This window comes from Streptococcus sp. 1343, assembly GCF_013277355.1.
Lineage (GTDB): Bacteria > Bacillota > Bacilli > Lactobacillales > Streptococcaceae > Streptococcus > Streptococcus pseudopneumoniae.
This window is the reverse complement of the sequence record NZ_VMMT01000007.1, coordinates 1-24544: the sequence shown is the minus strand read 5'-3', so window position 1 is coordinate 24544 and position 24544 is coordinate 1. Positions and strand designations below refer to the sequence as shown.

General features: G+C 40.3%; 25 protein-coding genes, 2 pseudogenes and 1 riboswitch. Of the genes and pseudogenes, 2 read left to right on the top strand and 25 right to left on the bottom strand.

The window, feature by feature from the left end:
- Positions 1 to 24: 24 nt before the first annotated feature.
- A complete protein-coding gene (locus HT709_RS01195; protein WP_061825251.1) occupies positions 25 to 228 on the bottom strand; it encodes an excisionase in 204 nt (67 codons plus the stop codon).
- Between HT709_RS01195 and HT709_RS11615 the strand changes: the two are divergent.
- Positions 212 to 460: pseudogene (locus HT709_RS11615) on the top strand (hypothetical protein). The gene HT709_RS01195 and the pseudogene HT709_RS11615 sit on opposite strands and share 17 nt — an antisense overlap.
- 224 nt (positions 461 to 684) lie before the next feature.
- Here the strand turns inward: HT709_RS11615 and HT709_RS01190 are convergent.
- Both HT709_RS01190 and HT709_RS01185 read right to left on the bottom strand, forming a co-directional pair.
- Positions 685 to 915: a helix-turn-helix domain-containing protein gene (locus HT709_RS01190; protein WP_000857133.1), complete on the bottom strand. Its 231-nt coding sequence runs from the start codon at positions 913 to 915 to the stop codon at positions 685 to 687.
- Positions 912 to 1334 (bottom strand): sigma-70 family RNA polymerase sigma factor, encoded by a 423-nt coding sequence (locus HT709_RS01185; protein ID WP_000804599.1) that lies wholly within the window; start codon positions 1332 to 1334, stop codon positions 912 to 914. The genes HT709_RS01190 and HT709_RS01185 overlap by 4 nt, the downstream gene beginning before the upstream one ends.
- Before the next feature lie 504 nt (positions 1335 to 1838).
- On the opposite strand from HT709_RS01185, the gene HT709_RS01180 reads away from it, so the two are divergent.
- Positions 1839 to 2192, top strand: a complete 354-nt coding sequence (locus HT709_RS01180; protein WP_001227347.1) for a helix-turn-helix transcriptional regulator — start codon at positions 1839 to 1841, stop codon at positions 2190 to 2192.
- Between the two features lie 59 nt (positions 2193 to 2251).
- On the opposite strand, the gene HT709_RS01175 is transcribed toward HT709_RS01180, so the two are convergent.
- The 22 genes and pseudogenes from HT709_RS01175 to ltrA all read right to left on the bottom strand — a co-directional run bounded on the left by HT709_RS01175 (position 2252) and on the right by ltrA (position 23874).
- Positions 2252 to 2419, bottom strand: a complete 168-nt coding sequence (locus HT709_RS01175) for a cysteine-rich KTR domain-containing protein (RefSeq protein WP_000336323.1) — start codon at positions 2417 to 2419, stop codon at positions 2252 to 2254.
- 118 nt (positions 2420 to 2537) lie between these two features.
- Positions 2538 to 4457 (bottom strand): tetracycline resistance ribosomal protection protein Tet(M), encoded by a 1920-nt coding sequence (tet(M), locus tag HT709_RS01170; RefSeq protein WP_172925427.1) that lies wholly within the window; start codon positions 4455 to 4457, stop codon positions 2538 to 2540.
- Positions 4458 to 4472: 15 nt separating this feature from the next.
- Positions 4473 to 4589 (bottom strand): tetracycline resistance determinant leader peptide, encoded by a 117-nt coding sequence (locus HT709_RS01165; RefSeq protein ID WP_001814923.1) that lies wholly within the window; start codon positions 4587 to 4589, stop codon positions 4473 to 4475.
- A 244-nt stretch (positions 4590 to 4833) separates the two neighbouring features.
- Positions 4834 to 5766, bottom strand: coding sequence for a conjugal transfer protein (locus HT709_RS01160; protein ID WP_001224318.1), 933 nt, complete (start codon positions 5764 to 5766; stop codon positions 4834 to 4836).
- A complete protein-coding gene (locus HT709_RS01155) occupies positions 5763 to 6644 on the bottom strand; it encodes a bifunctional lysozyme/C40 family peptidase (RefSeq protein WP_006150747.1) in 882 nt (293 codons plus the stop codon). The genes HT709_RS01160 and HT709_RS01155 overlap by 4 nt, the downstream gene beginning before the upstream one ends.
- Positions 6641 to 8824 (bottom strand): YtxH domain-containing protein, encoded by a 2184-nt coding sequence (locus tag HT709_RS01150; RefSeq protein WP_172925426.1) that lies wholly within the window; start codon positions 8822 to 8824, stop codon positions 6641 to 6643. The genes HT709_RS01155 and HT709_RS01150 overlap by 4 nt, the downstream gene beginning before the upstream one ends.
- Positions 8825 to 8826: 2 nt before the next feature.
- Positions 8827 to 11274 (bottom strand): ATP-binding protein, encoded by a 2448-nt coding sequence (locus tag HT709_RS01145; protein ID WP_000331154.1) that lies wholly within the window; start codon positions 11272 to 11274, stop codon positions 8827 to 8829.
- Positions 11258 to 11650, bottom strand: a complete 393-nt coding sequence (locus HT709_RS01140) for a conjugal transfer protein (protein ID WP_000723888.1) — start codon at positions 11648 to 11650, stop codon at positions 11258 to 11260. The genes HT709_RS01145 and HT709_RS01140 overlap by 17 nt, the downstream gene beginning before the upstream one ends.
- Before the next feature lie 88 nt (positions 11651 to 11738).
- On the bottom strand, positions 11739 to 12236 hold the full coding sequence (locus HT709_RS01135; RefSeq protein ID WP_000342539.1) for an antirestriction protein ArdA: 498 nt from the start codon (positions 12234 to 12236) through the stop codon (positions 11739 to 11741).
- 116 nt (positions 12237 to 12352) lie between these two features.
- Positions 12353 to 12574 carry a hypothetical protein gene (locus HT709_RS01130; protein WP_001009056.1) on the bottom strand — a complete coding sequence of 74 codons (222 nt, stop codon included), beginning with the start codon at positions 12572 to 12574 and terminating at the stop codon, positions 12353 to 12355.
- A gap of 42 nt (positions 12575 to 12616) precedes the next feature.
- Positions 12617 to 13822, bottom strand: a complete 1206-nt coding sequence (mobT, locus tag HT709_RS01125; RefSeq protein ID WP_000398284.1) for a MobT family relaxase — start codon at positions 13820 to 13822, stop codon at positions 12617 to 12619.
- A gap of 22 nt (positions 13823 to 13844) precedes the next feature.
- Positions 13845 to 13997: a hypothetical protein gene (locus tag HT709_RS01120; RefSeq protein WP_000879507.1), complete on the bottom strand. Its 153-nt coding sequence runs from the start codon at positions 13995 to 13997 to the stop codon at positions 13845 to 13847.
- Between the two features lie 2 nt (positions 13998 to 13999).
- Positions 14000 to 15385, bottom strand: coding sequence for an FtsK/SpoIIIE domain-containing protein (locus HT709_RS01115; protein ID WP_000813488.1), 1386 nt, complete (start codon positions 15383 to 15385; stop codon positions 14000 to 14002).
- A gap of 28 nt (positions 15386 to 15413) precedes the next feature.
- Positions 15414 to 15800 carry a YdcP family protein gene (locus HT709_RS01110; protein ID WP_000985015.1) on the bottom strand — a complete coding sequence of 129 codons (387 nt, stop codon included), beginning with the start codon at positions 15798 to 15800 and terminating at the stop codon, positions 15414 to 15416.
- Between the two features lie 15 nt (positions 15801 to 15815).
- Positions 15816 to 16130, bottom strand: a complete 315-nt coding sequence (locus tag HT709_RS01105) for a YdcP family protein (protein ID WP_000420682.1) — start codon at positions 16128 to 16130, stop codon at positions 15816 to 15818.
- 387 nt (positions 16131 to 16517) lie between these two features.
- Positions 16518 to 18950, bottom strand: coding sequence for an ATP-dependent Clp protease ATP-binding subunit (locus HT709_RS01100; RefSeq protein ID WP_172925425.1), 2433 nt, complete (start codon positions 18948 to 18950; stop codon positions 16518 to 16520).
- A 1-nt stretch (position 18951) separates the two neighbouring features.
- Complete coding sequence (locus HT709_RS01095) at positions 18952 to 19410, bottom strand: CtsR family transcriptional regulator (protein WP_001211265.1); 459 nt, start codon at positions 19408 to 19410, stop codon at positions 18952 to 18954.
- 118 nt (positions 19411 to 19528) lie between these two features.
- Positions 19529 to 20257: an ABC transporter ATP-binding protein gene (locus HT709_RS01090; RefSeq protein WP_000136232.1), complete on the bottom strand. Its 729-nt coding sequence runs from the start codon at positions 20255 to 20257 to the stop codon at positions 19529 to 19531.
- Positions 20257 to 21264: an ABC transporter substrate-binding protein gene (locus tag HT709_RS01085; protein WP_004261900.1), complete on the bottom strand. Its 1008-nt coding sequence runs from the start codon at positions 21262 to 21264 to the stop codon at positions 20257 to 20259. The genes HT709_RS01090 and HT709_RS01085 overlap by 1 nt, the downstream gene beginning before the upstream one ends.
- A 37-nt stretch (positions 21265 to 21301) precedes the next feature.
- The gene (locus tag HT709_RS01080) at positions 21302 to 22060 is read right to left on the bottom strand and encodes an ABC transporter permease (protein ID WP_162199268.1); all 759 of its coding nucleotides are present in this window, start codon (positions 22058 to 22060) and stop codon (positions 21302 to 21304) included.
- Positions 22023 to 22313, bottom strand: a complete 291-nt coding sequence (locus tag HT709_RS01075) for a thiamine-binding protein (RefSeq protein WP_000647658.1) — start codon at positions 22311 to 22313, stop codon at positions 22023 to 22025. The genes HT709_RS01080 and HT709_RS01075 overlap by 38 nt, the downstream gene beginning before the upstream one ends.
- Positions 22314 to 22382: 69 nt before the next feature.
- A riboswitch (TPP riboswitch) is annotated at positions 22383 to 22485 on the bottom strand.
- 111 nt (positions 22486 to 22596) lie between these two features.
- Positions 22597 to 23874, bottom strand: a pseudogene (gene ltrA, locus HT709_RS01070) (group II intron reverse transcriptase/maturase).
- Between the last annotated feature and the right edge of the window lie 670 nt (positions 23875 to 24544).

Genomic DNA, 24544 nt, shown 5'->3' with positions numbered 1-24544 from the left:
CATATACAAGACCCTTTGGCGACGCTAGATTGCGTCCAATGTATCTATAATTTTTTCAAATTGTTTTCGTTTAACCTGAATACGATTGCCATTCATAATCAGCCAGTTTGCATTTTTATTTTCTTCTGCCAAACGACGCAGCTTGTTTTCGCCAATACGAAAATATTTTGACGCTTCTTCAATAGTTAGGGTATAACGCTCCCAAATCGGAATGTCAGTCTGCTTCATAAAATCCTCCTTTCCAAATCACTTATTGGATTTCATAAAAGTTGTTTTACAAGCAATCGAACAGCTCTAGCAAAGCTCACGGGAGTTCCACCCCTGCATGGTTCTCATGTAGCCATACTCATTGCCTGCGACGCTTTTAACGCTCGGACTATTGACTGTATGGGAGTATCATTATCACGATAAGAAAGTCGTCGCTGGCAATCCTGCTAAAGATTGTTTTTCGGAACACTAACTGAAACGCTCGCTATCTTTAGAAGATAGGTCATGGCGGTTAGCTCCGTTGGCTCTTTTCTTATCGAAACGTATTCAATTACTTTTATTCAGTTTTCAAAGAACAATGGCTCGTTAGCCTATCAAAACACATTGAAAGCTCAATATGCTTTGATGGAATAACAAACCTCCCTGTTCGGGAAGCGTGGAATAGTATGGCACGCTTCCACGAAAAGAGAGAGGTTATTACTTAATTTCAAATGACAGAATCTTTGTAATCAGTCTGGTTTCCATTCTTCCACGTAAGACTTCATCAACGACCATACTTTGATTGCCATATTCATCTTTCATAAGTCGTAGGGAACGTTTCGTTATGTACCCTCTGTAATGATGTAGAATCTGGTTAATCGCTTCTGTATCGCCATCTGTTGCCTTTACAATGAGAGGAAAGGGAATCATAGGATATTGTGTTTTCATTCTTCAAATTCCTCCATAAACTTTTTGATTAAGGCTAGTCCACTGGTTCTATGCCGATAGACAGTAGAACGGTTCAATTTCAACAGGTCTGCAATTTCTGAATCGCTCATGTCCATAAAGTAAAACAGCAGTAGAATTTCACGTTTCTTGTCTGGCAACTCACGTAATGCTTCACTCAATAAATCATTTTCAACACCAACTGATATTCCATTGAGTGTAAAAATCTGAAAGTCAGTTGAATAGTTATCTGTTGTCGCAAACTGGCTAACAAGATAATCGCCAACATCAGAAAAGGACACTTCACGCTTTGCGATCCTTGAAAGATAAAGCAGATAATTCTTTCGCTCGTCTTCCATAGCACGTTTACAGATATAGTCAAACTGATTTTCTATTGTGGTCTGAAAAAAAGATGGTTTCATGTTTCTCACCCCCTTTCTGTCTAGGAAAGGAAGTGAGCCTTGCTCTTTTATCTCCTTTCACTCTTAGTCCCAATGTGAAAGGGGGATTTGTTGCATTACTGATGAATAAACTTTGTAAAAAAGTTCTGAATAACCAAAAAAGCACACAAACAGATTGATTTCTCTGTTTACATGCTTTTATTTTTCTATCTATATGATTTATAAAACCACATTGGTGGACGTACTTATCTATTGCAGATAGACGACTTTTTTTGATAAATACTCAATGTGGGGAACTTGATTGTATGTGATATACTTCATGGCGACTTTGACCTCCAACAAACCGCCATTTGGAAGTAAGATACAATATTTTAACAGCATAAATAGCACTACCATATAACGGTTTTTTTTATTGGCGTTTAGTAGTGCTTTTTATTAAATATGAACCTATAAACTATATAACATGTTTTTCTATACCTGTTTCTAATTCAATAGGAACAGTAAAATGTATAGAGGTGGTCTACTATGCGTAAAAAAGAAGATAAATATGATTTTAGAGCCTTTGGTTTAGCCATTAAAGAAGCTCGATTGAAACGAGGTTTAACTCGTGAACAAGTGGGAGCATTGATTGAAATTGACCCACGTTACTTAACTAATATTGAAAATAAGGGGCAACACCCCAGCATACAAGTTCTTTATGACCTTGTATCGTTACTTCATGTTTCCGTTGATGAATTTTTCTTACCTGCTAATAACTTGGTAAAAAGCACCCGACGATTACAGATAGAGAAATACATGGATAGCTTTACAGACAAAGAACTATCCTTAATGGAATCTTTAGCCAGCGGTATCAACGAAGCAAGAAACATCGAAGACTAATTAAAAGAATCCATACATAACGGAAAGAGCCGATAAAATGAGATTGTATTAATCTCATTTTATCGGCTCTGCGTCTTTGCGTCTGGCTCTGTAATCACAGTTACTTTGAACTGCTTTATTTCAATTAAATTTTCTTGTCTGCATTTCGGACAATAGAGGGGGAATTTTTTTAATTCAGTATCTTCCCTTATCTTTAATCGTGTTTTATTTCCACATACAGGACACAATATCCACTTGTAGTTTATAATAACTATCTCCTCCTTTACACTTTAATTCAAATCTTTATTAAAGAATATTTCATCTTATTTAACAAGAAACCATATTTATATAACAACATAAAATACACTAAGTTATTTTATTGAACATATATCGTACTTTATCTATCCGACTATTTGGACGACGGGGCTGGCAAACAGGTTCACCGGTAGTAACATGGTACCCTTTTAACTCTGTTAAACAAACACTACGTCCATTTGTAAAGAAAGTTAAATCACTACGATATTCTTGAATACACCGAGCAGGGATTTCTCCACTAAGAATGACCTCATTATTTTTCAATTGAGTGTCTACGATGTTCGCACAATATTTAGGAGCATCGGTGTATGCTCGTGAAAGATATTCCTGTGGCGCATAAATTTTAAAACTAAGATATGGCTCTAACAATTCTGTTCCAGCTTTTTTTAAGACTTGTTCCAATACAATAGGAGCAAGCATCCGAAAATCTGCTGGGGTACTAACAGGGCTATAGTATAAGCCATACTTAAAACAGATTTTACAGTCCGTCACATTCCAACCATACAATCCTTGTTCACAGCCATAGCGTATCCCCTCCATAACTGCATTTTGAAACGATTGATTTAAGTATCCAAGAGAAACCGAGCTCTCATACTGTACTCCGCTCCCTAATGGAAGCTGTGCTACAGATAGACCAATGGAAGCCCAGAAAGGATTCGGTGGAACTTCGATGTGAATGGTATACTCTGCTTTTTTTAACGGTCTTTCCATATAAATGACTGTAGGCTCTTTTATTTCTATCTCCACATGATACTTTTCTTGCAGCAGAGCACAAGTCACTTCCATTTGTACTTTCCCTAAGAAAGAAAGTATGATTTCATGTGTCGCAGAATCCACATAATATCGCAGAAGCGGGTCACTGTCGGAGATTTCTAAAAGTGCATCAAGTAACATTTCCCTTTGTTGAGGTTTGCTCGGTTCAACAGTCGTTTGCAGCAGAGGGAGGGGATTTTCAATTCTCTCTCTCTGTGGCAATAGCTTTGTATCTCCAAGAACACTATTTAACTTCAAAAACTCATTCTGCAAAATAACAATTTCCCCGGAATAAGCCTTATCAATTTTACATAATTCACCATTTATTGAAGTATACATTTCTGTAATTTTTATTTTTTCCTTTTCCGATATTCTAACCGAATCTCGCAAATGCAGTACGCCACTATAAAGACGTATATATGCAAGACGCTGTCTTTTTTCCGAATACTCAATTTTGAAAACTTTTCCGCAAAGTTCAGACTGACCTCGATGTGTTGATGAATAAAATTTATTAGTAATAACTTCTATAAGGTTATCAATCCCTATATTACTTTTTGCACTTCCATGATAAAGAGGGAACAGAGAACAATTCTGAAATCTTATGCTTTCCTCTTGTTCGAGTTCCAATGCTTCTAATGATTTACCGGACATATATTTCTCTAAAAGGTCATCGTTTCCCTCTATTACCGTATCCCATTGTTCAGATTCGGTAAAGTTCGTCACACACATATTAGGATACAGTTCTACCTTCTGTTTGATTACAATTTCGGCAGAAAGTTTCTCTTTAATATCCTGATAAACCGTTGATAAATCAATTCCATTTTGGTCAATCTTATTGATAAAAAAGATTGTGGGAATCCCCATTTTCCTAAGTGCATGAAATAATATACGAGTTTGTGCTTGTACGCCATCTTTTGCAGAAATCAGTAGAATTGCCCCATCTAAAACTGATAATGAACGATATACTTCTGCTAAGAAATCCATATGTCCTGGCGTGTCTATGATGTTCACCTTCGTATTTTCCCACTGAAAAGAGGTTATTCCTGTCTGAATTGTAATTCCTCTCTGACGTTCTAAAAGCGTATTATCCGTCCTCGTTGTACCTTTGTCCACGCTTCCTAATTCTGTAATCGCTCCACTGTTATATAATAAGCTTTCTGTTAAGGTAGTTTTTCCTGCATCAACATGAGCTAAAACTCCAATATTAATAATTTTCATGTGATTTTCCTCCATTCAAAAACCCAAAAGGGCATAAAAATCCCAGTGATAAATACTTTTATCACTGGGATTTTTATGCATAACCATAGGCATACAAAGCATACAGATATTCTCCGGATACTTTAGAATCACATGATAAAGGTATTCTTAAACTGGGTACAAAAAACTAAGCCCTCCTAAAAAAGGACATCCAATTATTTGTTCCCACTATCAAATTGACAGTTTATTTAAGAATACCTTGCCGCATATTTATTAACTCCTTTTAAATAGATACTTAAATAATAGCACGTAAGAGCATATTTGTCAAGGAATCTCCAATTTTTTATCAAAGAGAGTACGTGATTACAAAATAGCTGTAATAATGTACCAATATTTGTTATTCTATAATCTTCCAATTACTCCCGTTCTTTTCAAGTACCAAATCAAATTGAGATACCTGCGTTGCTTTGGTCTGCTGGTCGATATACTCCACTGTCAGCGATACCGTGACTTGATTATCCTTACGATTGTGAATAGGATTTACCAGTTCTTGAAAGATGTACTCTTTTCCGATTGGTTTTAATATCCCGTCATTCACATAGTAGGAAAGTTCACTGGCTGTCGCTGTAGGATAGAGCTTGAAGAACGTCGTTAAAAACTCATTGATTTCATTGGTTGTAATGGAATCAACCGTCCCCTCACTTTCAATGGCTTTTGGTTTATAACTTGATTTCTTAGGTATGTTGGTAATGGTCGGATTCTTAACCAGTACCATATTTCCAGAACCATCTACATAGACACTCACTATATAAGCAGAGTGGACGGTCTTTGTATTTTCTCCCTCTGTAATGAGCTGGTCTACACTGTAGGTTACATTAAACTCATTGTCGCCAGTTGGCTCTACCGTCCATATCTGAAATCCTCTTACAGAAGACGATACAGGAATATCTTTGCGTACTGTATCAACATTGAGAGCTTGAAGTTCATCTGTCAGATAGCCTTTTAGACTTTCCATTCGATTATCAATGGACTTATCGGATTGCTCCCATGAATAGTAGACTTTCGCAAAGTTCTCTACAAAATTTTCTACATGATGAGTATCAACGTATTCCTTTTCTATGATAGTTGTTTCGTGAATAGTATGAGTATCTATAGCTGTAAAGTGCTTGAATATCGCAAAGCTGAAACTAAGCCCTAAAAGTACCCACAAGGCAATCACAACCTTTTTATGAGGATTGACCTTATAGACACGAGGTTTCTTTTCCTTTGGTATCTGTTTTTCTTTATTCTGATTTTTTCTAAATTTCATCATTAAATCTTCCTTTCTCATTGTTTGATTCGTCCTGCTCCCACTAAATGCTGTTGCCAGTAGGGGCTTGTTAAGTCGGCATAACCGATTGGGTCGCCTGCATGAAACATACGGTTATTGCCAAGGTATATCCCAACATGAGTAATATAAGAGCCAGCGTTATAGGTAGAATGAAAGAAAACCAAATCGCCAGCTTGTGCTTCCGATAGTGGGATATGCTGGGTCACATCATATTGCTGTTGTGCGGTTCGTGGTAAGTTAATTCCAGCTTTTCCATACGTCCATTGTGTCAGTCCGCTACAATCAAAAGAAGTAGTCGGGGAAGCTCCACCGTAAACGTATCGCCAGCCCCCATTGATAGGTATGGCTATGGGATTGGGGTAAGACACTTTTTCGCCACCTGAATACTCTTTTGAGAAACTTTGAGCCAGTTCAAAGGTATATTTATTTCCACGATTAGCCACATACCCTAAGAAACCACCACCATAATTGTAGGACTGGATAACCGATTCTAAATCTACACTGAGCCTTTCGCTACTGGCTAATAATTCACTGAAATACTTCACACCTTGCTTAATGGATTCTTCTGTACTCAATGAATTAGGTGGAAGACCGAGGGATTCCGAGGACTGCATAACATCTTCCGCAGTACCGCCCGATTCCACCTGTATAATCGCAAGAAGTATGTTGACATATTCTTCAACGCCATATTCTTTGGCATATTTTTCTACCATAGGCTTATGAGCCAGCACTTCTGCGGAAACATTCACACCTCCATAATGAATATTGGAAATTCCGCTGTCCTGTTCATCTGAAAATAAAATGGCAACAAACAGAAGCAGTGAGAAGACCATCAAGAATAATCCAGAACCACCAATCACTAAAGTTTTCAACTTCATGGTTTCTTACCGACTTTCTTAATGGTGGCGGTTTTGATTGGTGGTCTACTTCTTGTATTTTGTAGTGGTACTCTTTGAACAGTAGACGGACGTTCTTTTGTGATTGGACGTTGTGAAGTTCTATCTGCTGTAGTGGTTGAAGTTGCTGGCTTTTGAACGGTTTTTTCTTGAACGGTATTGCCTTGGCGTTCCACTTTTGGACTTGAAAAATCGGACTTAACTGCTGGACGCTCTTGTTTGGCTTGTTGAGATTCCTTATATGAAGTCTGAATATTAGACTGTTTTGAGGTCTGTTCATCATGATATTGTTCTTGTCTTGTAGTCGGTCTTTCATGAACAGAAGAAGCAGGCTGTTTTTTCTGTTTGACCTGTTCCATTTCAGAGCGACGCTTCGCAATGGTTTTTCGCCTTTGTTCCTGCTGTTCCTTGCGTCCACTGGCTCTGTCCGCTTTGGTTTGAGAAATACTACTGGTTAAATCACGGACATTCTCTTTTACTTTGGATTTTCCTTGATATACTGCATATCTTGCATTGGTCGGCAAATCCTTAACCTGTTCTTTCAAATTACCAGCAGTATCTACCATTCTGTCTTTGGTATCAGCTACTGTACCGATGGTTTGACCGATACGCTTTCCTAGTGTTGATTTTTCCTGCCCGTTTGGTCGAGAGTGATCTGCTTGTGTACTCGCAGAACTTCCCGAACCCGACTGTCCTTTTTTACCCGTAGCACTGGCAATGGCAGACCCAGCCCCTAAAGCAGTCACGGAGCGTCCAAGTTTCCGCTGTAGACGGTGCATGTGAGCGTGCATAAGCATACGAGGTTTTCTCATCATACGACTTCCCACACTTTGAGAATCGTTACTCTGTAGAGAAAACATACTCATTAAATCGCCCAGCTTAAAGTAGATTCCTGCAAAGGTCACAATCTGTAGAAAAGCAATCAAAAAGAACGGATAACCAGCCGATAAGGTATAGAGCATGGTTGAAATACTAAATGCTGTCGTAATAATCAATGTGATTCCAGCTCGTGTCAAAATGGTATTAAAGAGCTTTGTTATGGCTCGTTTTGACATACCATCAAATGATGGAATCATGCTTAAAATAAAGCTCACAGGCAGAAACATAGCATAGATGATAAAAAGTACCTGCGAGAAAATCATGATTCCTGTTAATAGGAATACAAATATGGAAATCCCAATATTGAAGACAAATAGGAAGAAGACTGTACCTAAACGGTTAATCGTCTTTGTAATCGTCATATTGGTATTGCTTCTATCTTCAATTTCTTCCGCAACAATTTTTTCTCTGTCTTCCCCATTGTTGGAATCTGGACTGGTTGAGAGCAGGCTTTCCACACGGTCAATACCAATACTTTCAATGTCTGAACTGTTATATTGAAGCAGTAGCCACGGTTGCTGAACCTGTATGGAAAATAGGCTGTCACGTATCAAGTCCACACTGTCCTTGCCTTGACTATCTGAATGGGGCATGACAATTTTTGTACCCAGTGACAAACTAGCGTTGCTGATGTCTGATGAAAAGTCATTGATTTTCTTAATATAATCGGGAGCATAGGAAATAAAGGAAGCCGATAGGATAAAAACCAGCACAAAATTCATGAGGGCATGAATTGCCTTTGTGGTTTCTCTCTTTATCAGTCCTGTATAGGCAACATAAACCCCAAGAACCAAAATCAAGAGTAAAAGGAATCCAACATAGAAACCCTCTGTTGATAGTCCACTAGGCGTAACCCCTGCAAGGGTCTGCATATTCTTGCCAATGGAATCTGCTGTAGCGGAAATGAAGTCTAAGGAATAGGCTTCCTGTACTAAGTAACCCGTCGCATTGGAAACATAAAGACTGATTGTCCAAATAAAATTGGTAATGGCATATAGTCCATACATGACTTGTTTTCCAATTCCGTCCGACCAGTTCCACGGTAGCCAGCCCCAGCTATTATCCACATAAAAATCCAGTTGATAGTTTTCAAGTGGGTATCGGCTGTATTCATTTGCCACATTGACCGTATCATCTACCAAGCCCGCAGCTTGAACCACCGTTCCCAGCATGGCTAAAAGAAAAATGGCAATCACAAGTGTGAAAGCCACTGTCATTGCCACTTTACCTAGACGTTTCAGCGTCCAGTTTGATTTTATTCTGTTTAATATTGATGGTTTCACATTTACACCTCTTTTCGCACAGGTGGTCTGGTATCAAAGGCATGGAGCAGTTCTTCAAATACAGGGTGGAACTGTATCACACCGACACGACCATATAAATCACTGATAAGGCATTGCCCGTTTTCCAAATCACGCAATCGCTTCTGATTGTTTTCGTCCTCTGGGTCTACACCAAAAAAGGCAAGGGTTTTTTTAATCTCGTTAAGGTCAGTGGAACGAAAGGCAAATTTTAAGCCGAGGTTATTTTTCAGTTTTTCATCTAAGAGGTCATCTGTATTTTGGGTCACGAAATATACCCCAGCGTTCATAGCACGACCAGCACGAACCAGCTTCATAGATAGTGTTTTCCCTTGTGCCACCTGTAAGAAGCTCCATGCTTCGTCTAAGTCTACAATCTTGAAAATACTTCGGTCTGTATGGATAAAGTCCAACGCAAAGGTACTAATGACAATCAGCATTGCTACCGATAGTAACTCCATTGTGGTATATTCCTCAAAGGAAGTTTCCTTGTCAGGAAGTACCAAGTCGGCAACCTGTATAATGTTCAGTTGTTTTTCAAGGCTGATAGACTGCTCTACATAACCATCACTAAAAAGCAGATGGGCAAAGTCATAGTCTGTAAAACTTTCGATATGGTCGGCTATGCTGGTACTTAGTGGCGTATTCTCAACCCGTAATTCTTCAATCACTTTCATCAACCCTCGCACTTCACTATTGGTTACTGCACGAATGGCTTTTCTAAGGATTGGGAAGCGTTCCCCATCACGAGAGGAAATCCCCGTAAGGAATGTCAAAATATCAATAGCCAGTGATTCAGAATCTTTGGTATTTTTCATAATTACATAAGGGTCAAGTAAGCCTTTGTTTTTCTCATCAGAAGTCAGATTGACGATATTGATTTCATGGGAAATCTCTGGCAAGGTTTCTTTCCATCTGCCACGTTCTGCTTTTGGGTCTACAATCACTGCTTGTGCCCCATAAAGCACTGCATAATAGACGATAAGGTTATTCGCAAAGGATTTACCACCACCCAGCGAACCAACAAAAGCCGACGCTAACGCATTGGTTACTGAACCCTTAACCCCTTGACTGGCAAGAGCAGGTTTCAGATAGACATTGCGTCCAGTATCTAAGCTGTAGCCAACATAAATCCCCTCATTTTCCCCCAGCATTTGAGTAGCACCAAAACCTAAACCAGCGAGGAAATCAGAGGTCACGTATTGAATATAATCATTCATATAACGCTTGCTGGCAGGTAAAAATTCTTCATGTAAGCCGAGCATATCCCCAAATGGTCGTACCAGTTTTACGCTTAAATCGTCATAAAAATCTTTCACTTCATTACAACGACGTTTGAGTTCGTCAAGATCATTTGCTGATACCCTTACCACATAAGACAGCTTGTACATAGATTCCTTGCTTTGGTCTAAATTGGTTTCCAGCTCATTCACACTTTCCAGAGCTTCCGCCACATTGGAGCTGGTTTCATTATCACTTTGCCAAGCGTGGTTATCCAAGTCTTTCAGTTCTTTCTTTTTATTGCGGACAGTAGATAGGGCTTTACGATTCGCTACAATTTCCACATTCATTGACGTATCAATCGGGAATGTAAATTGCTGTTGCTGGTAGTAGAAGATTTCAGAGGACGGGAAGTCCAGTTCTCCGACAATGCTGTTAATGGTAAAGTAAGCTACATAGACGGTTTCATCTTCCTGCTGGATTTTCAAATATCGCTGTTTTTCTTCCACCAAACAGCGAGTAGGCTTAATCAAGTCATAGTATTTAATCAGCGTTTCATTATCCAGCTTTTTCTTTGATAGATGGTACTCATACTCTTCATAGGCAGTGCCTGTCTGTCCGTAAAGGTGTTCAATCAGATAGCCGAAGTCGTCCTTATCTAACCTGCGGATTTTGAAACGACGAGAGATTTTATTTTCTAAGAGCTTTTCCATCTTCTGAAAACGCAGGATTTCATCATTACTCATACTAACAAAATCGCCCATCAGCTTATGGTTCACATCATAGACAAAATCAGACAAAGCATTTTTTGCTTCAACGGTAAGACTTTTCATAGAAAACTCCTGATCGTTGAGAAGCAACTTAAAGCCGATAAAGAAACGGTAGTTCACTTGATTTTCGCCAATCATGGATATTAAAGCGTCTGTCTGTTGGTCGATTTTGTCATAGGCAACCGCTTTGAGCTTGCCAGTGACTTCATTTTTGGAACGCTCTTGTGCAGAACGTATGCTGGATTCTGTACTGATTTGTAAAGCATGAATTTTGCCATCACGATTTTGTGCGATAAGCTGTCTGAAAGAATCATGCACTTGTATTTTCTGTTCTGGACTTAGAAATGAGTAATTGTAAGGAACAAGCTCATAGTAAGCATAACATTCCCCGTCTTTATTCCAGACGAGATTGTTTTCAATGTATTTAATTGGATATGCCATAAAATTCACTCCTAACTGCTGTAATGGCTTCTTGTGGCTGGTTTCTGCCAAGCGTTACTTTTTTTCCTGCATAGGTCAGCTTTGGTCGCAGTGCATAAGCAATGACAGACTTCAAAAATCCATAAGGCTTTTTACCATCAAAAGTTTTTGTAGACATAAACCATGTGAAAGCCACAGGAATCCCAAAGTATTTGAGAAATGCTCCCTCTATCATGGAAAGAGGGGGCAAGTTGCCAAGTATCATCACTGCAAAGAGTGACACGACAAACCATGTCATTTGCGTAAAGGTTATGGGAAACGGAAGTCTAAAATCATTGATAGAATACAGTACCTTTTCCACAGACCAGATACTGGTATAGCTTCGTATTTTCTTCATGTAATCAATCCTTTCATAAAAAATAGGGGTAGCTGATTGAGCCACCCCGTAAAATAGAAAATCTGCCAGTAGTAATGTACCGACAGATTTAATAGACGATTTCAAAAATCCCATGATTGGTTGAGATAAACGTTCCTGAAAGGTCTAAATCCCGACCATAGGCTTGATAATCAATATAGTTTTGAAGACTAGCTGGTACTTCGCCTAAAGCACCCGTTTCTTCAATGTAGTAGCGTGCCACGTCATACATATCATCACAATCGGAATGAATGATAATATCCTCTTGATGTTCGCTTAGTTCTTCAATGCTTGAAAAATGAGTGAGCAGAGCAGATAGCTCCGATTGTAATTCTTCGGGTAATTCCGATACCATTTCCCATAGTCGATTGAGTTCGCCAATGGAAGTGTATTCGTCAACCGTAAAGGGTAACTCGTAGTCATGAATGGCGTATTCCTCATATTCATCATTCAAGCCGATTTTCTCTTTGACTTCCTCAAAGTCAATGGGAAAGGTAAACCACGCACCGACCAATTCGCCCTCATTGTATTTGCCTAAATTCGCAATATAGACTTGCATATCGTCCATATATTCACGTCCTTTCTTTGTAGAGATTCAAAAATCCCTACCGCACTTCGTTTGGTGTACCATTCCTTTGCGGAACATAAGAAAACCACTTATATTCCACAAAAGAACGGTTTTATTTAAGCACCAATAATGCGATTGAATAGCTCTAGTAAAATGTCTTTTACTCCAGCAGCGTTGAAGACTAAGCCAACCGCAATAATCGCAATAATTAAAAAGCCAATCAGTTTGCTAAACTCACGCTTGAAGCCAAGATACAAGCCAATCACAACGATTGCTAAAAGCACCAGTGATTGAGCGTTTGATAGAAACCAGTTATAAAGGTTTTGTCCAAAATTCATAAAAATGTTCTCCTCTCTATATTCAATGAATTTGTATTTGAGTTATTTTTTTGTTGTTATCACGTCCTGTTCTTTTACTGACTGTTGCTTCAAAATCTGCTTGTGTCGGTCTGTCAGTTTCGCATGGTCGAGAATGTCTTTTACAACCTGCGTCTGGTTGATTTCATCAAGTTTAATCGCAACCTTTAAGGTCGGGGCAACTTGATGAGATAGCCAGTTCAGCGTCCTTTGGAAGGAGTAAGGCTCTGGTTTTGTGGTTAGTTTTAATCGTTCACGATTGTTCCCAATAAACCAAGCCCATTCTTCATTCAGTTTCCAATCAGAACGAGGTTTGGAATCGTCTTTATCTACAAAACGGATATACCGATTGATAATTTTAAAGGCGGTATGCTCTGGATTGTCATAGACGAGTAAATCACGGACTGCATAATAGGCACGCTCATTTTTCAATCGAATCTCAAAACGGTTTTTTACTTCTGCGTCTTCAATGGGAATATCATTTTTCTTGTACTGCTCGTAGTCCTTTTCATAGATACAGAAATAAACTTCACTTTGTAATGAACCGATATAGAGGGTGTTTCCCATACATTCCTTTTCCTCTTTGCGTACCAGTTCGCCACTGCGATAGCTTTTAAAACTGCGGAAGACGGAGATACATTCTTCCTGTTGGCACTTTTCAGTGAGTACAGGGATATTCAAAATCCCTGTCTTATCGTTAATGGCAAGGTCAAGGCGTTTCATCACACCGCCAGCCACCAAAACGTCCATAAAGAACTCATACCAGCTTCTTTGTTGTGCCAGAAGATAGCTTTCAAATTGTCTGCACCCACGACCTTTCAATTCCACCAGAACTCCTTTGTCCAGTTCATGGGAGCAAAGGACGAATATGTCGCCTAAAGCATAATGCTCTGAATAAGAATAGAAACCATAGTCCTCATGAAGAAAATAGGACAGTTTCAGTTGTAAGATGTTTTCGACCACCTGCTGTACGTCTGTTGTCGGAAAGCGAATCCTTACATAATCAAACAGCATTTCAAGGGGAGCGTCGGGATTGAAGCGTTCCAGAGCTTCCCAAAGGGACTGCTGTAAATCCTCTGATGGCTTGACTTTTCCTGTTTCAATATCGCTTAGATACTGCCTTGTAATACCAGTCGCAACAGCTAAACGGTTTTGAGATAGTCCATAAGCCAAGCGTTTTTCTTTTAAATGCTGTAACCAAGTTTGTTCATTCAGTAAAAATCCCTCCAATCAAAAAGGCGTATGTCAACTTTTAAAGCCCATTTGACATACGCTGAAATTTTGTAAATCCCTTGTAACCAAAGGATTTTCTAATGTTTTTTTGACTGTTTCCTGTCGATTTGTACCCCCCTGTTAGATACGGGGGGTTAAGTGCTGGCGTGGCTATTGCCACACCAGCCAGCAAGATCAGTCCACACCTGCGACTTCCGCTTCGCACGTCGCCTGCGTGGACTGTCTGCTGTTGGATAACTTTTTAATTTCCTCCAAGAAATCATATCCTTTTGGTACAAGGGGAGTATAAAACTCTGATATGACACTTGTTCCTACATCAACATAGCCACGACCTTTGATTCGCTTTAAGAAGAAATCCTTTTGTACGTCACTGCCAAACATCATGCCATAGCCCATTTCAGACATACGACCTAAAGCCACTCTGAAATTAAACTGATCACGGATTCCGTCGCCTAAATATTTTGCGTCTGGACGTTGACAAGCCAGTATTAGAAAGAAGCCAGCTTGACGACCTAACATGACAATCTGTTTCAGCTTATTCATAACTGCGGTGTTTTCTTTTGTTCCCAGCATTTCCATGAAAGCGACGTATTCATCAAAGATTAAGAAGTGTGCCGGGAGACCTAAGTAAGCATAATTTTTGCCAGTCTTATAGTTCTTCATCTGCTTCATTTCCTCACTACGTTTCATCATTTCTTCATAGAATGTTTCAATGCAAGAAAGCAAGTCTTCTTTTCTATAGTAGACATTTGCCATCACAGAACCTAAGTCCGCAAGGTCAGCATTTTTCGGGTCAAGAATATACAGTTTTGAATCTGTATGAAGCAAGGCTTCAATCAGTGTCAGTATAAAGTAAGTTTTACCGCCACCTGTACCACCAGCAATCAACATATGAGGGAGCTTATCATATTCCCACCATACGTTTTTCATTAAGCGAAGTTTACCATCTTTAGCTTCTACTTCATCAATAGAAATACGACTGGCTATGGTGTCATAGAGCAAAGTATATTCCACATAGGAATCCTTTAACTCTTTATCCGTCAGCTCACAGTACAAGCCACTCTCTAATTTCTTTTCCAAGTGTAAGAGTTGGTCTTGATATTTTCCCAGCGTGATTTCCACCCGTATCTGTATCAAGCCATTTTTAAGTCGATAATACATTTTAGGGAAGTAGGTTATCTTTTCCTTTGTACGACCAGCACTATCTTTAAAGAAACCCTCTGTTTTGACCTGTTCAGATTCATACCACTTGTTTTCAAGTATCATCTTTGCCAGTTTTTGACGGTGGTAAAGTTGTTTAACCGTATCATAGCGAACCCGTTTGAATACAAACGCTACCAGCAAGCAGATAAGAATTGCGACACTGAAACTGATAATTAAATAGGGAATGTCAATCTTATCTGCTTGTGATAGGTTAAAATCCTGCCAGTTGATCTGCTGGATTGTCTTCACATGAAACAGTCCGACAACCAGCAGGAAAACAGGCAGGAGTGACGCTATCGTAAAATGAAAGACTAAATCTTTACCAGATGGGCGAATCCTTTTACCACGCTGTTTCATGCGAAAAAGTCTCCTTTCTACCTAGCGACTATTTGTCTTGTGTCGGTTCTTTCTTTGCTTGTGGTTGAGCTTTGAATGAACTAGAATCCTTTGTCAGCACAATATCGTCTGCCTTGATATACCAGTCAACATCTGCTCCTTGATAGGTGGCAGTAGCAACGGTGTCCGCAATGGGATTGATAAGTTCCACCCGTGCGTTATAATCAAACTCTTTCAAAGGCACGCTGGCAGGAATACTTACTTGAATCATGCGTCCTTGTCCTTTGGATTTTAAGTCATAGGTACGTTCCTTGATTTCATCTGAAACCGACCCGTCTTCATTTTGGATTCTCACTTCACGACGTAGAGCAGAGAATTTCAATTCTCCAAAAGTCGTGTCTTTATCTAATACAATGCCATTTGCTAATCTCATCATTTTTCCTCTCTTTCTTTATTCTTTTATCATGTCGTCAGCATGTAAAAGGTAATTTGTAAAACCACGAGTGCCGATTTTGTAGCCCTCTGCGGTAATACGTGGATTGACTAACTTCACACGTTCCTCAAAGCCGAAATGTTTTTCGCCAGCTTCAGCAGGAAGCACCACCACAATATCATCTGCTCTTTGAACATCAGAATAGAGATTATAGCTTCTTGATAAGACAGTTAGCCGTCCGTTGATTCTTCGCTGAACGACTTTATCCTCGCCAGCAAATTCTAAATTGCCGAATGTTTTTTCCATGTTGGGAATCACAAATTTAAGTTCCATATTTTTACCTATCCTTTCTTTTTTATTGGCTGAATGAATGTTTGATGGTCTTAAAGAGTGGGGAACGACCTTTTGATTCTTGATTTTTTGTTTTCATAAGTTCACTTCCTTTCAAAATCGGGTAAAAAAATAGACACCTCATTTTTTGAAGTGTCTACCTATTAAATATTCAAATTTTATTGGAAGTATCTTTATATCTTCACTTTTCAAGGATAAATCGTCGTATCAAAGCTCATTCATAAGTAGTAAATTAGTAGTAAATTGAGTGGTTTTGACCTTGATAAAGTGTGATAAGTCCAGTTTTTATGCGGATAACTAGATTTTTATGCTATTTTTTATAAAAAAGTAGCAAAAAAGAGAATCAAGATTTCTCCTGATTCTCCATTTTTATGCAATATCAAATTTTAACTGGCCTGCTTTGACACCAATCTTAAGTGTGCTGCCTGCCTCTAATTCTCCATTGAGAAGAAGTTCTGCTAACTTGTCTTCCACTTCTGTTTGTAGGGTTCTGCGAAGTGGACGAGCTCCCATCTCTGGGTCATATCCTTGATTGGCCAACAATTTCAGTGCGGAAGTTTGTAATTTCAAGTCAATACCTTTTTCAGCCAAACTTGCCACTAAAGGTTTGACCATAATCTTCACCACTTCCTGCATATGGTCGCTAGACAGTCTATGGAAGACCACCTTTTCATCAATACGGTTGATAAACTCCGGTCTATAAGCCTTTTTCAGCTCTTCAAACATGCGTTTTTCCATATTTTCCTGGTCAAAACGAATATCCTTAGCTCCAAAACCGACGGTCTTGTCATCCCGAAGGGCTGTCGCACCAAGATTTGACGTCATGATAATAATGGTATTTGAAAAATCGACCTTGCGTCCCTTGCTATCTGTCAAGACACCGTCATCCAGAACCTGCAAGAGAACATTAAAGATGTCTGGATGGGCCTTCTCTACCTCATCAAAGAGGAGAACGGAATAGGGTTTGTTGCGAACCTTCTCTGTCAACTCCCCACCTTCTTCATACCCCACATAGCCCGGAGGAGCTCCATTGAGACGGCTGGCCGCGAATTTCTCCATATACTCACTCATATCAAAGCGAATAAGGGCTGATTCGTCGTCAAAGAGGACCTCTGCCAGAGCCTTGGCTAATTCAGTTTTTCCGACACCCGTAGGCCCTAAGAACATAAAGGAACCAATCGGGCGCTTATGACTACGAATCCCTGACTGGTTGCGGCGAATCGCACGGCTAATGCTTGAAACTGCTTGATCTTGACCGATGACACGTTTGTGCAGTTCAGCTTCAAGATTCAGGTACTTCTTAGCATCCGTTTGAGTCAGTTTTTGAACGGGGATACCTGACAAGCGACTCAAGGTGGTCAAAATATCAGACTCTGTCACCAAGTCTTTATAGACAGGCACTTCCTCTTCTTTTGCGATTAGCTGAGCTGCCTGTTTCCACTTACCATCCATCAAGGCCTTGTCAGCTGGACTCAAACCAGAATCGTCTGCTTTTACATGCCTTGACTTATTTTGCACTGTTGCTGCTGCCTCATCCAAGAGATCGATAGCAGAGTCTGGCAAGTGACGACTAGTCAAGTAACGATGCGCCATCTTGACGGCTGTTTCAACCGCTTCATCTGTGATTTGCACACGATGATGTTTCTCATAAGTCGCCTTCAAACCTTGCAAAATGGTCATGCTGTCTGCAACACTTGGCTCTTCAATCGTTACTTTGGCGAATCGACGAGAAAGGGCCGCATCTTTTTCGATGTGTTTTTGGTACTCTTCCTGAGTGGTGGCACCAACCGTTCTCAAAGTTCCACGCGCCAAGGCTGGCTTCAAGATATTGGCCGCATCCAGAGTTGAGTCAATCCCACTACCAGAACCCATGATAGTGTGAAGTTCATCGATAAAGAGGATAACTTGACCATCTTCTTCAATATCCTTGATGATATTGTTCATGCGTTCTTCAAAGTCACCACGGAAACGTGTCCCTGCAACGACATTCATCAAATCAAGCTCTAACACGCGCATCTTAGCCATTTCCGTAGGCACATCCCCACTAGCAATACGCTGGGCAAGACCAAGCGCCAGAGCAGTTTTCCCGACACCAGCATCCCCAACCAAGACAGGGTTGTTCTTAGTCTTCCGACTCAAGATTTGAATCATACGCGAGATTTCCTTGTCCCGACCGATGACTGGTTCTAACTTGCCAAAACGCGCTTGCTCTGTCAAATCATGCGTATAGTCCTCGAGACCACCACTAGGAGTCTGGGGCATACCCATCATATTGGCCATAGAATTTTGTTTGTCAGCTACTGTACGATGGCGTTGGCGTAAAGCCTTGAGGTCTTCACGAGTCCAGCCTGCCCGTTCTTCTAGATTTCGACGAAGGGCAGCAATCTTGACCTGATCTTTCTTGTCTTCATAAGAAAAACCAGCTCTCTCCAAGATACGAGTTGCCAAGGCATTGCCATCATGCAAAATCGCATAGAGGACATGCTCTGTCCCCAGCACCTTAGCATGAACCACTGACGCTACATATTCGGCTTCATCAAAGAGAACCTGCAAACGATGAGAAAACGGCAATTCCGTAAAGGTTTCATCCTGGCTATAGTCCGTTTCAGTCAGTTCCAAAGCGACTTCTTCTAAACGGTCCATCTCATATGGATAATCATTTAAAGTCGCCCCTGCCACACTATAACTGTGATTGGACATGGCAATCAACAAGTGCCAAGACTCTAGATAACGAGCTCCAAAATGGCCAGCCACCATGTAGGCACTTTCGATACATTCATTCAATGCTTTTGAATAGTTCATCTTACTTCCCTTTTCTATCTACCTCTTGTATGACCTGTCGTAGCATATTAGCACGAACAACTGGAGCTTCTTCTCCTAGAACGCGATCCAAAGCTACTGCTACCAGCAAATTCATCTCCTGCTTGGTCATCAATTCCTGCTCAACCAAAAGCTGTAGAATATCCTCATAAATTTCTTGACTGACCCGCTCACCAATTGAGTAAAGCAAATCGCGGAGCATTTCATGATGACTAGAAAACTCAATCCGTCCTATACGAATGTAGCCTCCGCCACCACGCTTACTTTCAACCAAGTAGCCTCTACTTTCCGTAAAGCGTGTCTTGATCACGTAGTTAATCTGACTAGGAACAACCTGAAAGGTATCTGCCAACTGACTCCGTTGCAACTCCACAATACCAGATTGATCTAAAATCGCCTTGATGTAGGCCTCAATATGATCCGATGTATTTTTAAATCTCATTACAAACCCACCTCTCTCTTTAAACCTTGACCTTGTTTGACTATTATACCGAAATTTTCTCATTTTTAAAAGAAAAAGGGCGCTGGTAAAGGATAATCTTCACCAACTCCCTATTTTTCTACTTATCTAAGCCTAATTCTGCCAAGATTTGACGTTTGTAGGCAATCTTTTGGACTTCCTTGTCCTCATCTTCAGACCAATCTAGTTTAATTTCTGAAACAATCTGCCCAGGGCGATTTTTCAAGATATAGATGCGGTCGCTGAGATTGAGGGCCTCCTCAATACTATGCGTGATGATCAGGGTTGTTAGCTGCAACTGTTTGTGAATCTCAAGGTACCAAGCGTGTAGTTCCATCTTGGTCATCTCATCCAAGGCGCTAAAGGCCTCATCTAAGAGAAAGAGCTTGTGCCCAAAAAGGTAGGTCCGGAGTAAGGCTACACGCTGGCGCATCCCACCGCTAAGTTCATGAGGATACTTGTCTCTTACAGCTGTCAGCTGGAAGGTTGCAAGAATTTTATCCGCTCGGGAAATAGCTTCTGCCTTATCCACCTTTTGAATCAAGAGGGGCAGAATGATATTTCCAAGCACCGTCTTGTGCTCCAAGAGCAGATCCTTTTGCAACATATAACTCACGCGCCCCTGGGGATTTTCTTCACCATCAAGGACAATTCTCCCTGACTGAACTTCTAAAATCCCAGCGATTAGATTAAAGAGAGTGGTCTTTCCAACACCACTTGGGCCTAGGATGGAAACCACTTCGCCTGAAGTCACCTGTAGGTTGATATCCTCTAAAATCCTCTCCTGACCATAGGCATAACTGACGTGCTCTAGTCTAATTTCTGTCATTATTTCACAAATTCGTTGGTGAAGCCTTTGTCTGTCAAGTCTTCTTTAAGGATACCATTTTCTTTATCCCATTTGTAGAAAGCATTCCAGCGAGCTGCGTCAAATTGACCCCATTTTTCCTTGTCGCTTGCGTATTCTTTTGACAAGTATTTTTGAGATTCGATGACAAAGTCACGTTTTTCCTTGAGTTCAGGTGCATTCTTGATGAGAATATCTGCAGCTTCTTCTGGATGTTCCATGGCATATTGGTAGCCTTTTTTGATGGCTTGGATGACTTTGCGAGCTTCTTCTTTGTTATCTTTCAGATAGTCGTTATTTGCGATGATAACTGGTGAATAGTAGTCAAACTCCTTGACATAGTCTTTCAAGTACATGAAGTTAGCATCTACACCTTGAGATTTAGCAAGGATACCATCCCAACCGTAGTAAATCCAAGCAGTATCAAAGACGCCATTGGCAATCGGTGTGATTGAGTTTGAGTCGTTATTTGGTACTTTTTCAACCTTCTCAAAGTCTCCACCTTGAGATTCTACCAAGGTTTTCAACATAGCAAGTTCAGTTGGGTCATTCCAAGTCCCGTATTTCTTACCAACTAAGTCTTTTGGACTGCTTACATTGTCAGATTTACGTGAGATGATTCCTGATGTATTGTGTTCAACAATAGCTGCAACGGCAGTGATTCCTGCTCCTTTTTCCAATTTTTTAGCCATGTAGTCTTGGAAATAGACTGCAAATGGTGCCTTACCATTGATAACCAAGTCAGATGAGCTTTCTTCTGGTGGCAATTTCAAATCAACATCCACTCCAGCTTCTTTGAAATAACCTTTTTCCTTGGCAACATATAGCCCTGTGTGGTTAGTATTTGGTGTCCAGTCTAGGATAAAGTCGATCTTCTTGAGTTCTGCCTCTTTGTTATCCTTAGAAGCAGTTCCTTGACCACAAGCTACAAGCACGACAGCTACAAGAGCTGTTAAAACAGTTAAAAACACTTTCCATGTTTTCTTCATTTTGATTTCCTCTTTTCTTTTTTGAAACATTCTTATTCTACGAACGTTTCCATTTAATAACATATTTTTCACTGACATCAACCAGCTTCATACCGAGAAGACTGATAATCGATACCAGAATAATAATAGCAAACATGGTATCATACTGAAACAGTTTCTTGGACTGAATCATGTAGACACCTAGTCCTTCAAAGCCTCCCAACCACTCAGATACCACTGTTGTGATAAAGGCGTAGGAGACACTGACCCTCAGACCTGCATAAAAGTAAGGCAGGCTGACTGGAATTTTAAAATGCCACAGGATTTGCCAAGGCTTGGCCCGCATCAGACTAAACAAGGTCAGCATATCCTTGTCACAATGCCTAAAGCCGTCCAAAATACTGACGATGATAGGAAAAGTTGTTGTCAAGATAATCAAGACAATCTTGGGCAGAATCCCATAACCTAGCCACAAGACCAGAATAGGGGCTATGGCAATTGTCGGGATAGTCTGAACAACCACCATCATAGGGTAAATCAGGTCATTGAGCCAAGTCAAACTATCCATGAGCACAGCCATGAGACAGGCAATCAAGACTCCCAAAATCAGCCCCAGTAAAGCCACTCTCAAAGTCGCCCAGCTATGGTGCCAGAGAAATTCTCTATCACGCACAAAAGACTGGAGGATTTCAAGAGGTGTCGGCAGGATAAACTTGGGGAGAAGTTTAAGAAAACCTGCTAACTGCCAGATTGACAAGACTCCCAGAAAACCCAATAGACTAATGTGTCGTCTCAGCATACTTTTCAAGCTTCTCATCAATACTTAAAATCTCTCCTACATTTATTTTGACATTGGCAAAGACATTATCTGCCTCCTGCCCTGCCACTTCCAGCGCTTCTTTTAGAATGCGCATAAGCTCATCAAACTCCCCTTCCAAGACCGTTTCAAATGGTGTCACCACCATGGTCACTTCTTGAGCTTGCAGATAAGCAATGACCTGATCAATAACAGCTATCCGATCAATCCCCTGTGCTAGGGGTAAAACTTGCAAGGCGATGCTTGCTTTCATAAAAACCTCCTCTTCTCGTTTTCCTTTGACAAAAAGAAAAACCTTTACCATATATGGAAAAGGTGCAAAATCAGACTAAGTATCGTTCCCTCCGCTGGCATTACCCAGATCAGGTGCGGTCGAAGTTTAACACTTCCTCTCAGACTGTACACAGACTCCCATATATTATATGTACATATGATAGCGCAAAATAAGAAAAATGTCAAGGAAATTGCTTAATCGAGTAGGGGATAATCTCTAGCCCCTCTCACACCACCGTACGTGCCGTTCGGCATACGGCGGTTCAACTAACTTTTAACACATGTCGTTCAAGGTAATAATCCAAACACGAAACCAGTCCACGTTTTTCAAGGACTGGTTTTGATATAGCACGTTTAAGTACCGACTTCTGAGCTACTAATTGATAATGGTCGCCCCAGCCAGATACCTTATCTGCTATCCATTTAGGAACTCCTAACTTAAGCAATCCCCATAATCGTCTCGATTTCTTCTTCCATTGCTTCCAGATAATCACTCGTAGGCGAGTACGCAAGCGCTCATCTATGCTGGTGACAATACTTTTCATATTTCCCAATGAGAAATAGTTTATCCATCCTCGAATGGACAAATTCAGTTGTTCAATACGTCTTGTTAAGTCTATACTCCATTTCCTCTATGTTAGTTTCTTCAATTTAAGCTTAAATCTCCGAACACTATCTTGATGTGGACGACTTTTCCAACCAGATGATGATTTCCAGAACCCAAAACCTAAGTATTTCAGCTCTCTTGGTCTGGTAATCTTAGTCTTGGTCATATTTACTTTCAAACCTAGCCGTTTCTCAATAAAACGACTAACTGAATACATCACACGCTTAGCGGAGGCCTCGCTTCCGACCGTCATCACACAATCATCTGCGTAGCGCACAAATCGAAGTCCCCTCTTTTCTAATTCCTTGTCCAATTCATTAAGCATGACATTGGATAAGAGAGGAGATAAATTTCCTCCCTGTGGTGTACCAACTAGCGTTTTATGACGCTGACCATTAATGATAACACCTGAATGAAGATACTTACGAATCAAGGATTCCCTATCTCCGTCTTCGATAATATTATGTACTAAGGACATCAATCTATCTTGAGGAACCCTATCGAAAAATTTCTCTAGGTCTATATCCACTATCCACTCATAGCCGTCATTTAAGTACTCTAAGAGCTTTATGATGGCTTTTTCACATGACCTATTTGGTCTGAAGCCATAACTCGTATCTGAGAAATGGGGTTCACAAATGGGGCTCATGACTTGGACAATGGCCTGTTGAATCATTCTATCCATAACTGTTGGAATTCCTAGTTGACGGATGCCTCCGTTTGGTTTAGGAATCTCAACTCTAAGAACTGGTTGAGGCTTATATTTTCTCTGTTTTATCAGTTCCTTAGTCAAGCGCCAGTTTTGTCTGAGATAATTATCCATCTCTTCTATAGTCATTCCATCAATCCCAGCTGAGCCTTTATTGGATTTTACTTGATTGTAAGCTTCCAGCATATTTTCGCGTGATACTATCTTATCTAGCAATTTTGACATGTGCCTATTCCTTTCTTGTTTTGGTGCCTGAGGGACATCTTATATTGGTGAGCCTTCAGCTAGTCAATACGTGACAGAGTCCAGTTCTATCAGACCGTTCGTTTTACAGACACAAGTGAAGTAGGATTACTTCGATCTGTCGTTTTCTCTTTCTAGCGACAGACCTCAAACAGTCTCTCCCCAGACTGTTTGAGTATTCACCCCTTCGCTCCACTTCCATTACAGAAGTTTCCTCACTACTATGGGTTCGGCTGACTTCTCATGATTCCTTGTTACTACGCTTTCAGCGCTCATGAGACCTCACGGGATAAGTCCTACATCTTTCCTCGTTTATACAAGATATGAGGACGTTAAAAGGTTAGAGTGAAAATAGGAAATCTGACGCAGAGTCTTTAGACTCTAGAAAGATTTATCTTTTTCACACAAACCTTAGTCCGAATTCAATTACTCTCGTGATTTACGCATATGGGTTACGACTACCTTTTTGGACTTTAGAGTTTCTGGCCCCCTTATCCGCTATATACGCCTTACTATCACCTTCCTGTTCGTAGAGCCACGATTTCGCTATCCCTTCCTCTGACGATTCTTATTTCCAGTGTCAGACTTAAAACGGTCTATCCCTAGACCGTTTTAATCCGCTACCTCACGATAGTCAGGCTTGGGAATCGCT

What these genes read in the sequence shown, in the direction of transcription:
- HT709_RS01195 (WP_061825251.1), bottom strand. Translation starts at nt 228, where the DNA reads ATGAAGCAGACTGACATTCCGATTTGGGAGCGTTATACCCTAACTATT.
- HT709_RS01190 (WP_000857133.1), bottom strand. Translation starts at nt 915, where the DNA reads ATGAAAACACAATATCCTATGATTCCCTTTCCTCTCATTGTAAAGGCA.
- HT709_RS01185 (WP_000804599.1), bottom strand. Translation starts at nt 1,334, where the DNA reads ATGAAACCATCTTTTTTTCAGACCACAATAGAAAATCAGTTTGACTAT.
- HT709_RS01180 (WP_001227347.1), top strand. Translation starts at nt 1,839, where the DNA reads ATGCGTAAAAAAGAAGATAAATATGATTTTAGAGCCTTTGGTTTAGCC.
- HT709_RS01160 (WP_001224318.1), bottom strand. Translation starts at nt 5,766, where the DNA reads ATGAGAAAGGAAGATTTAATGATGAAATTTAGAAAAAATCAGAATAAA.
- HT709_RS01155 (WP_006150747.1), bottom strand. Translation starts at nt 6,644, where the DNA reads ATGAAGTTGAAAACTTTAGTGATTGGTGGTTCTGGATTATTCTTGATG.
- HT709_RS01145 (WP_000331154.1), bottom strand. Translation starts at nt 11,274, where the DNA reads ATGGCATATCCAATTAAATACATTGAAAACAATCTCGTCTGGAATAAA.
- HT709_RS01140 (WP_000723888.1), bottom strand. Translation starts at nt 11,650, where the DNA reads ATGAAGAAAATACGAAGCTATACCAGTATCTGGTCTGTGGAAAAGGTA.
- HT709_RS01135 (WP_000342539.1), bottom strand. Translation starts at nt 12,236, where the DNA reads ATGGACGATATGCAAGTCTATATTGCGAATTTAGGCAAATACAATGAG.
- HT709_RS01130 (WP_001009056.1), bottom strand. Translation starts at nt 12,574, where the DNA reads ATGAATTTTGGACAAAACCTTTATAACTGGTTTCTATCAAACGCTCAA.
- HT709_RS01115 (WP_000813488.1), bottom strand. Translation starts at nt 15,385, where the DNA reads ATGAAACAGCGTGGTAAAAGGATTCGCCCATCTGGTAAAGATTTAGTC.
- HT709_RS01110 (WP_000985015.1), bottom strand. Translation starts at nt 15,800, where the DNA reads ATGATGAGATTAGCAAATGGCATTGTATTAGATAAAGACACGACTTTT.
- HT709_RS01105 (WP_000420682.1), bottom strand. Translation starts at nt 16,130, where the DNA reads ATGGAACTTAAATTTGTGATTCCCAACATGGAAAAAACATTCGGCAAT.
- HT709_RS01100 (WP_172925425.1), bottom strand. Translation starts at nt 18,950, where the DNA reads ATGAACTATTCAAAAGCATTGAATGAATGTATCGAAAGTGCCTACATG.
- HT709_RS01095 (WP_001211265.1), bottom strand. Translation starts at nt 19,410, where the DNA reads ATGAGATTTAAAAATACATCGGATCATATTGAGGCCTACATCAAGGCG.
- HT709_RS01090 (WP_000136232.1), bottom strand. Translation starts at nt 20,257, where the DNA reads ATGACAGAAATTAGACTAGAGCACGTCAGTTATGCCTATGGTCAGGAG.
- HT709_RS01085 (WP_004261900.1), bottom strand. Translation starts at nt 21,264, where the DNA reads ATGAAGAAAACATGGAAAGTGTTTTTAACTGTTTTAACAGCTCTTGTA.
- HT709_RS01080 (WP_162199268.1), bottom strand. Translation starts at nt 22,060, where the DNA reads ATGAGAAGCTTGAAAAGTATGCTGAGACGACACATTAGTCTATTGGGT.
- HT709_RS01075 (WP_000647658.1), bottom strand. Translation starts at nt 22,313, where the DNA reads ATGAAAGCAAGCATCGCCTTGCAAGTTTTACCCCTAGCACAGGGGATT.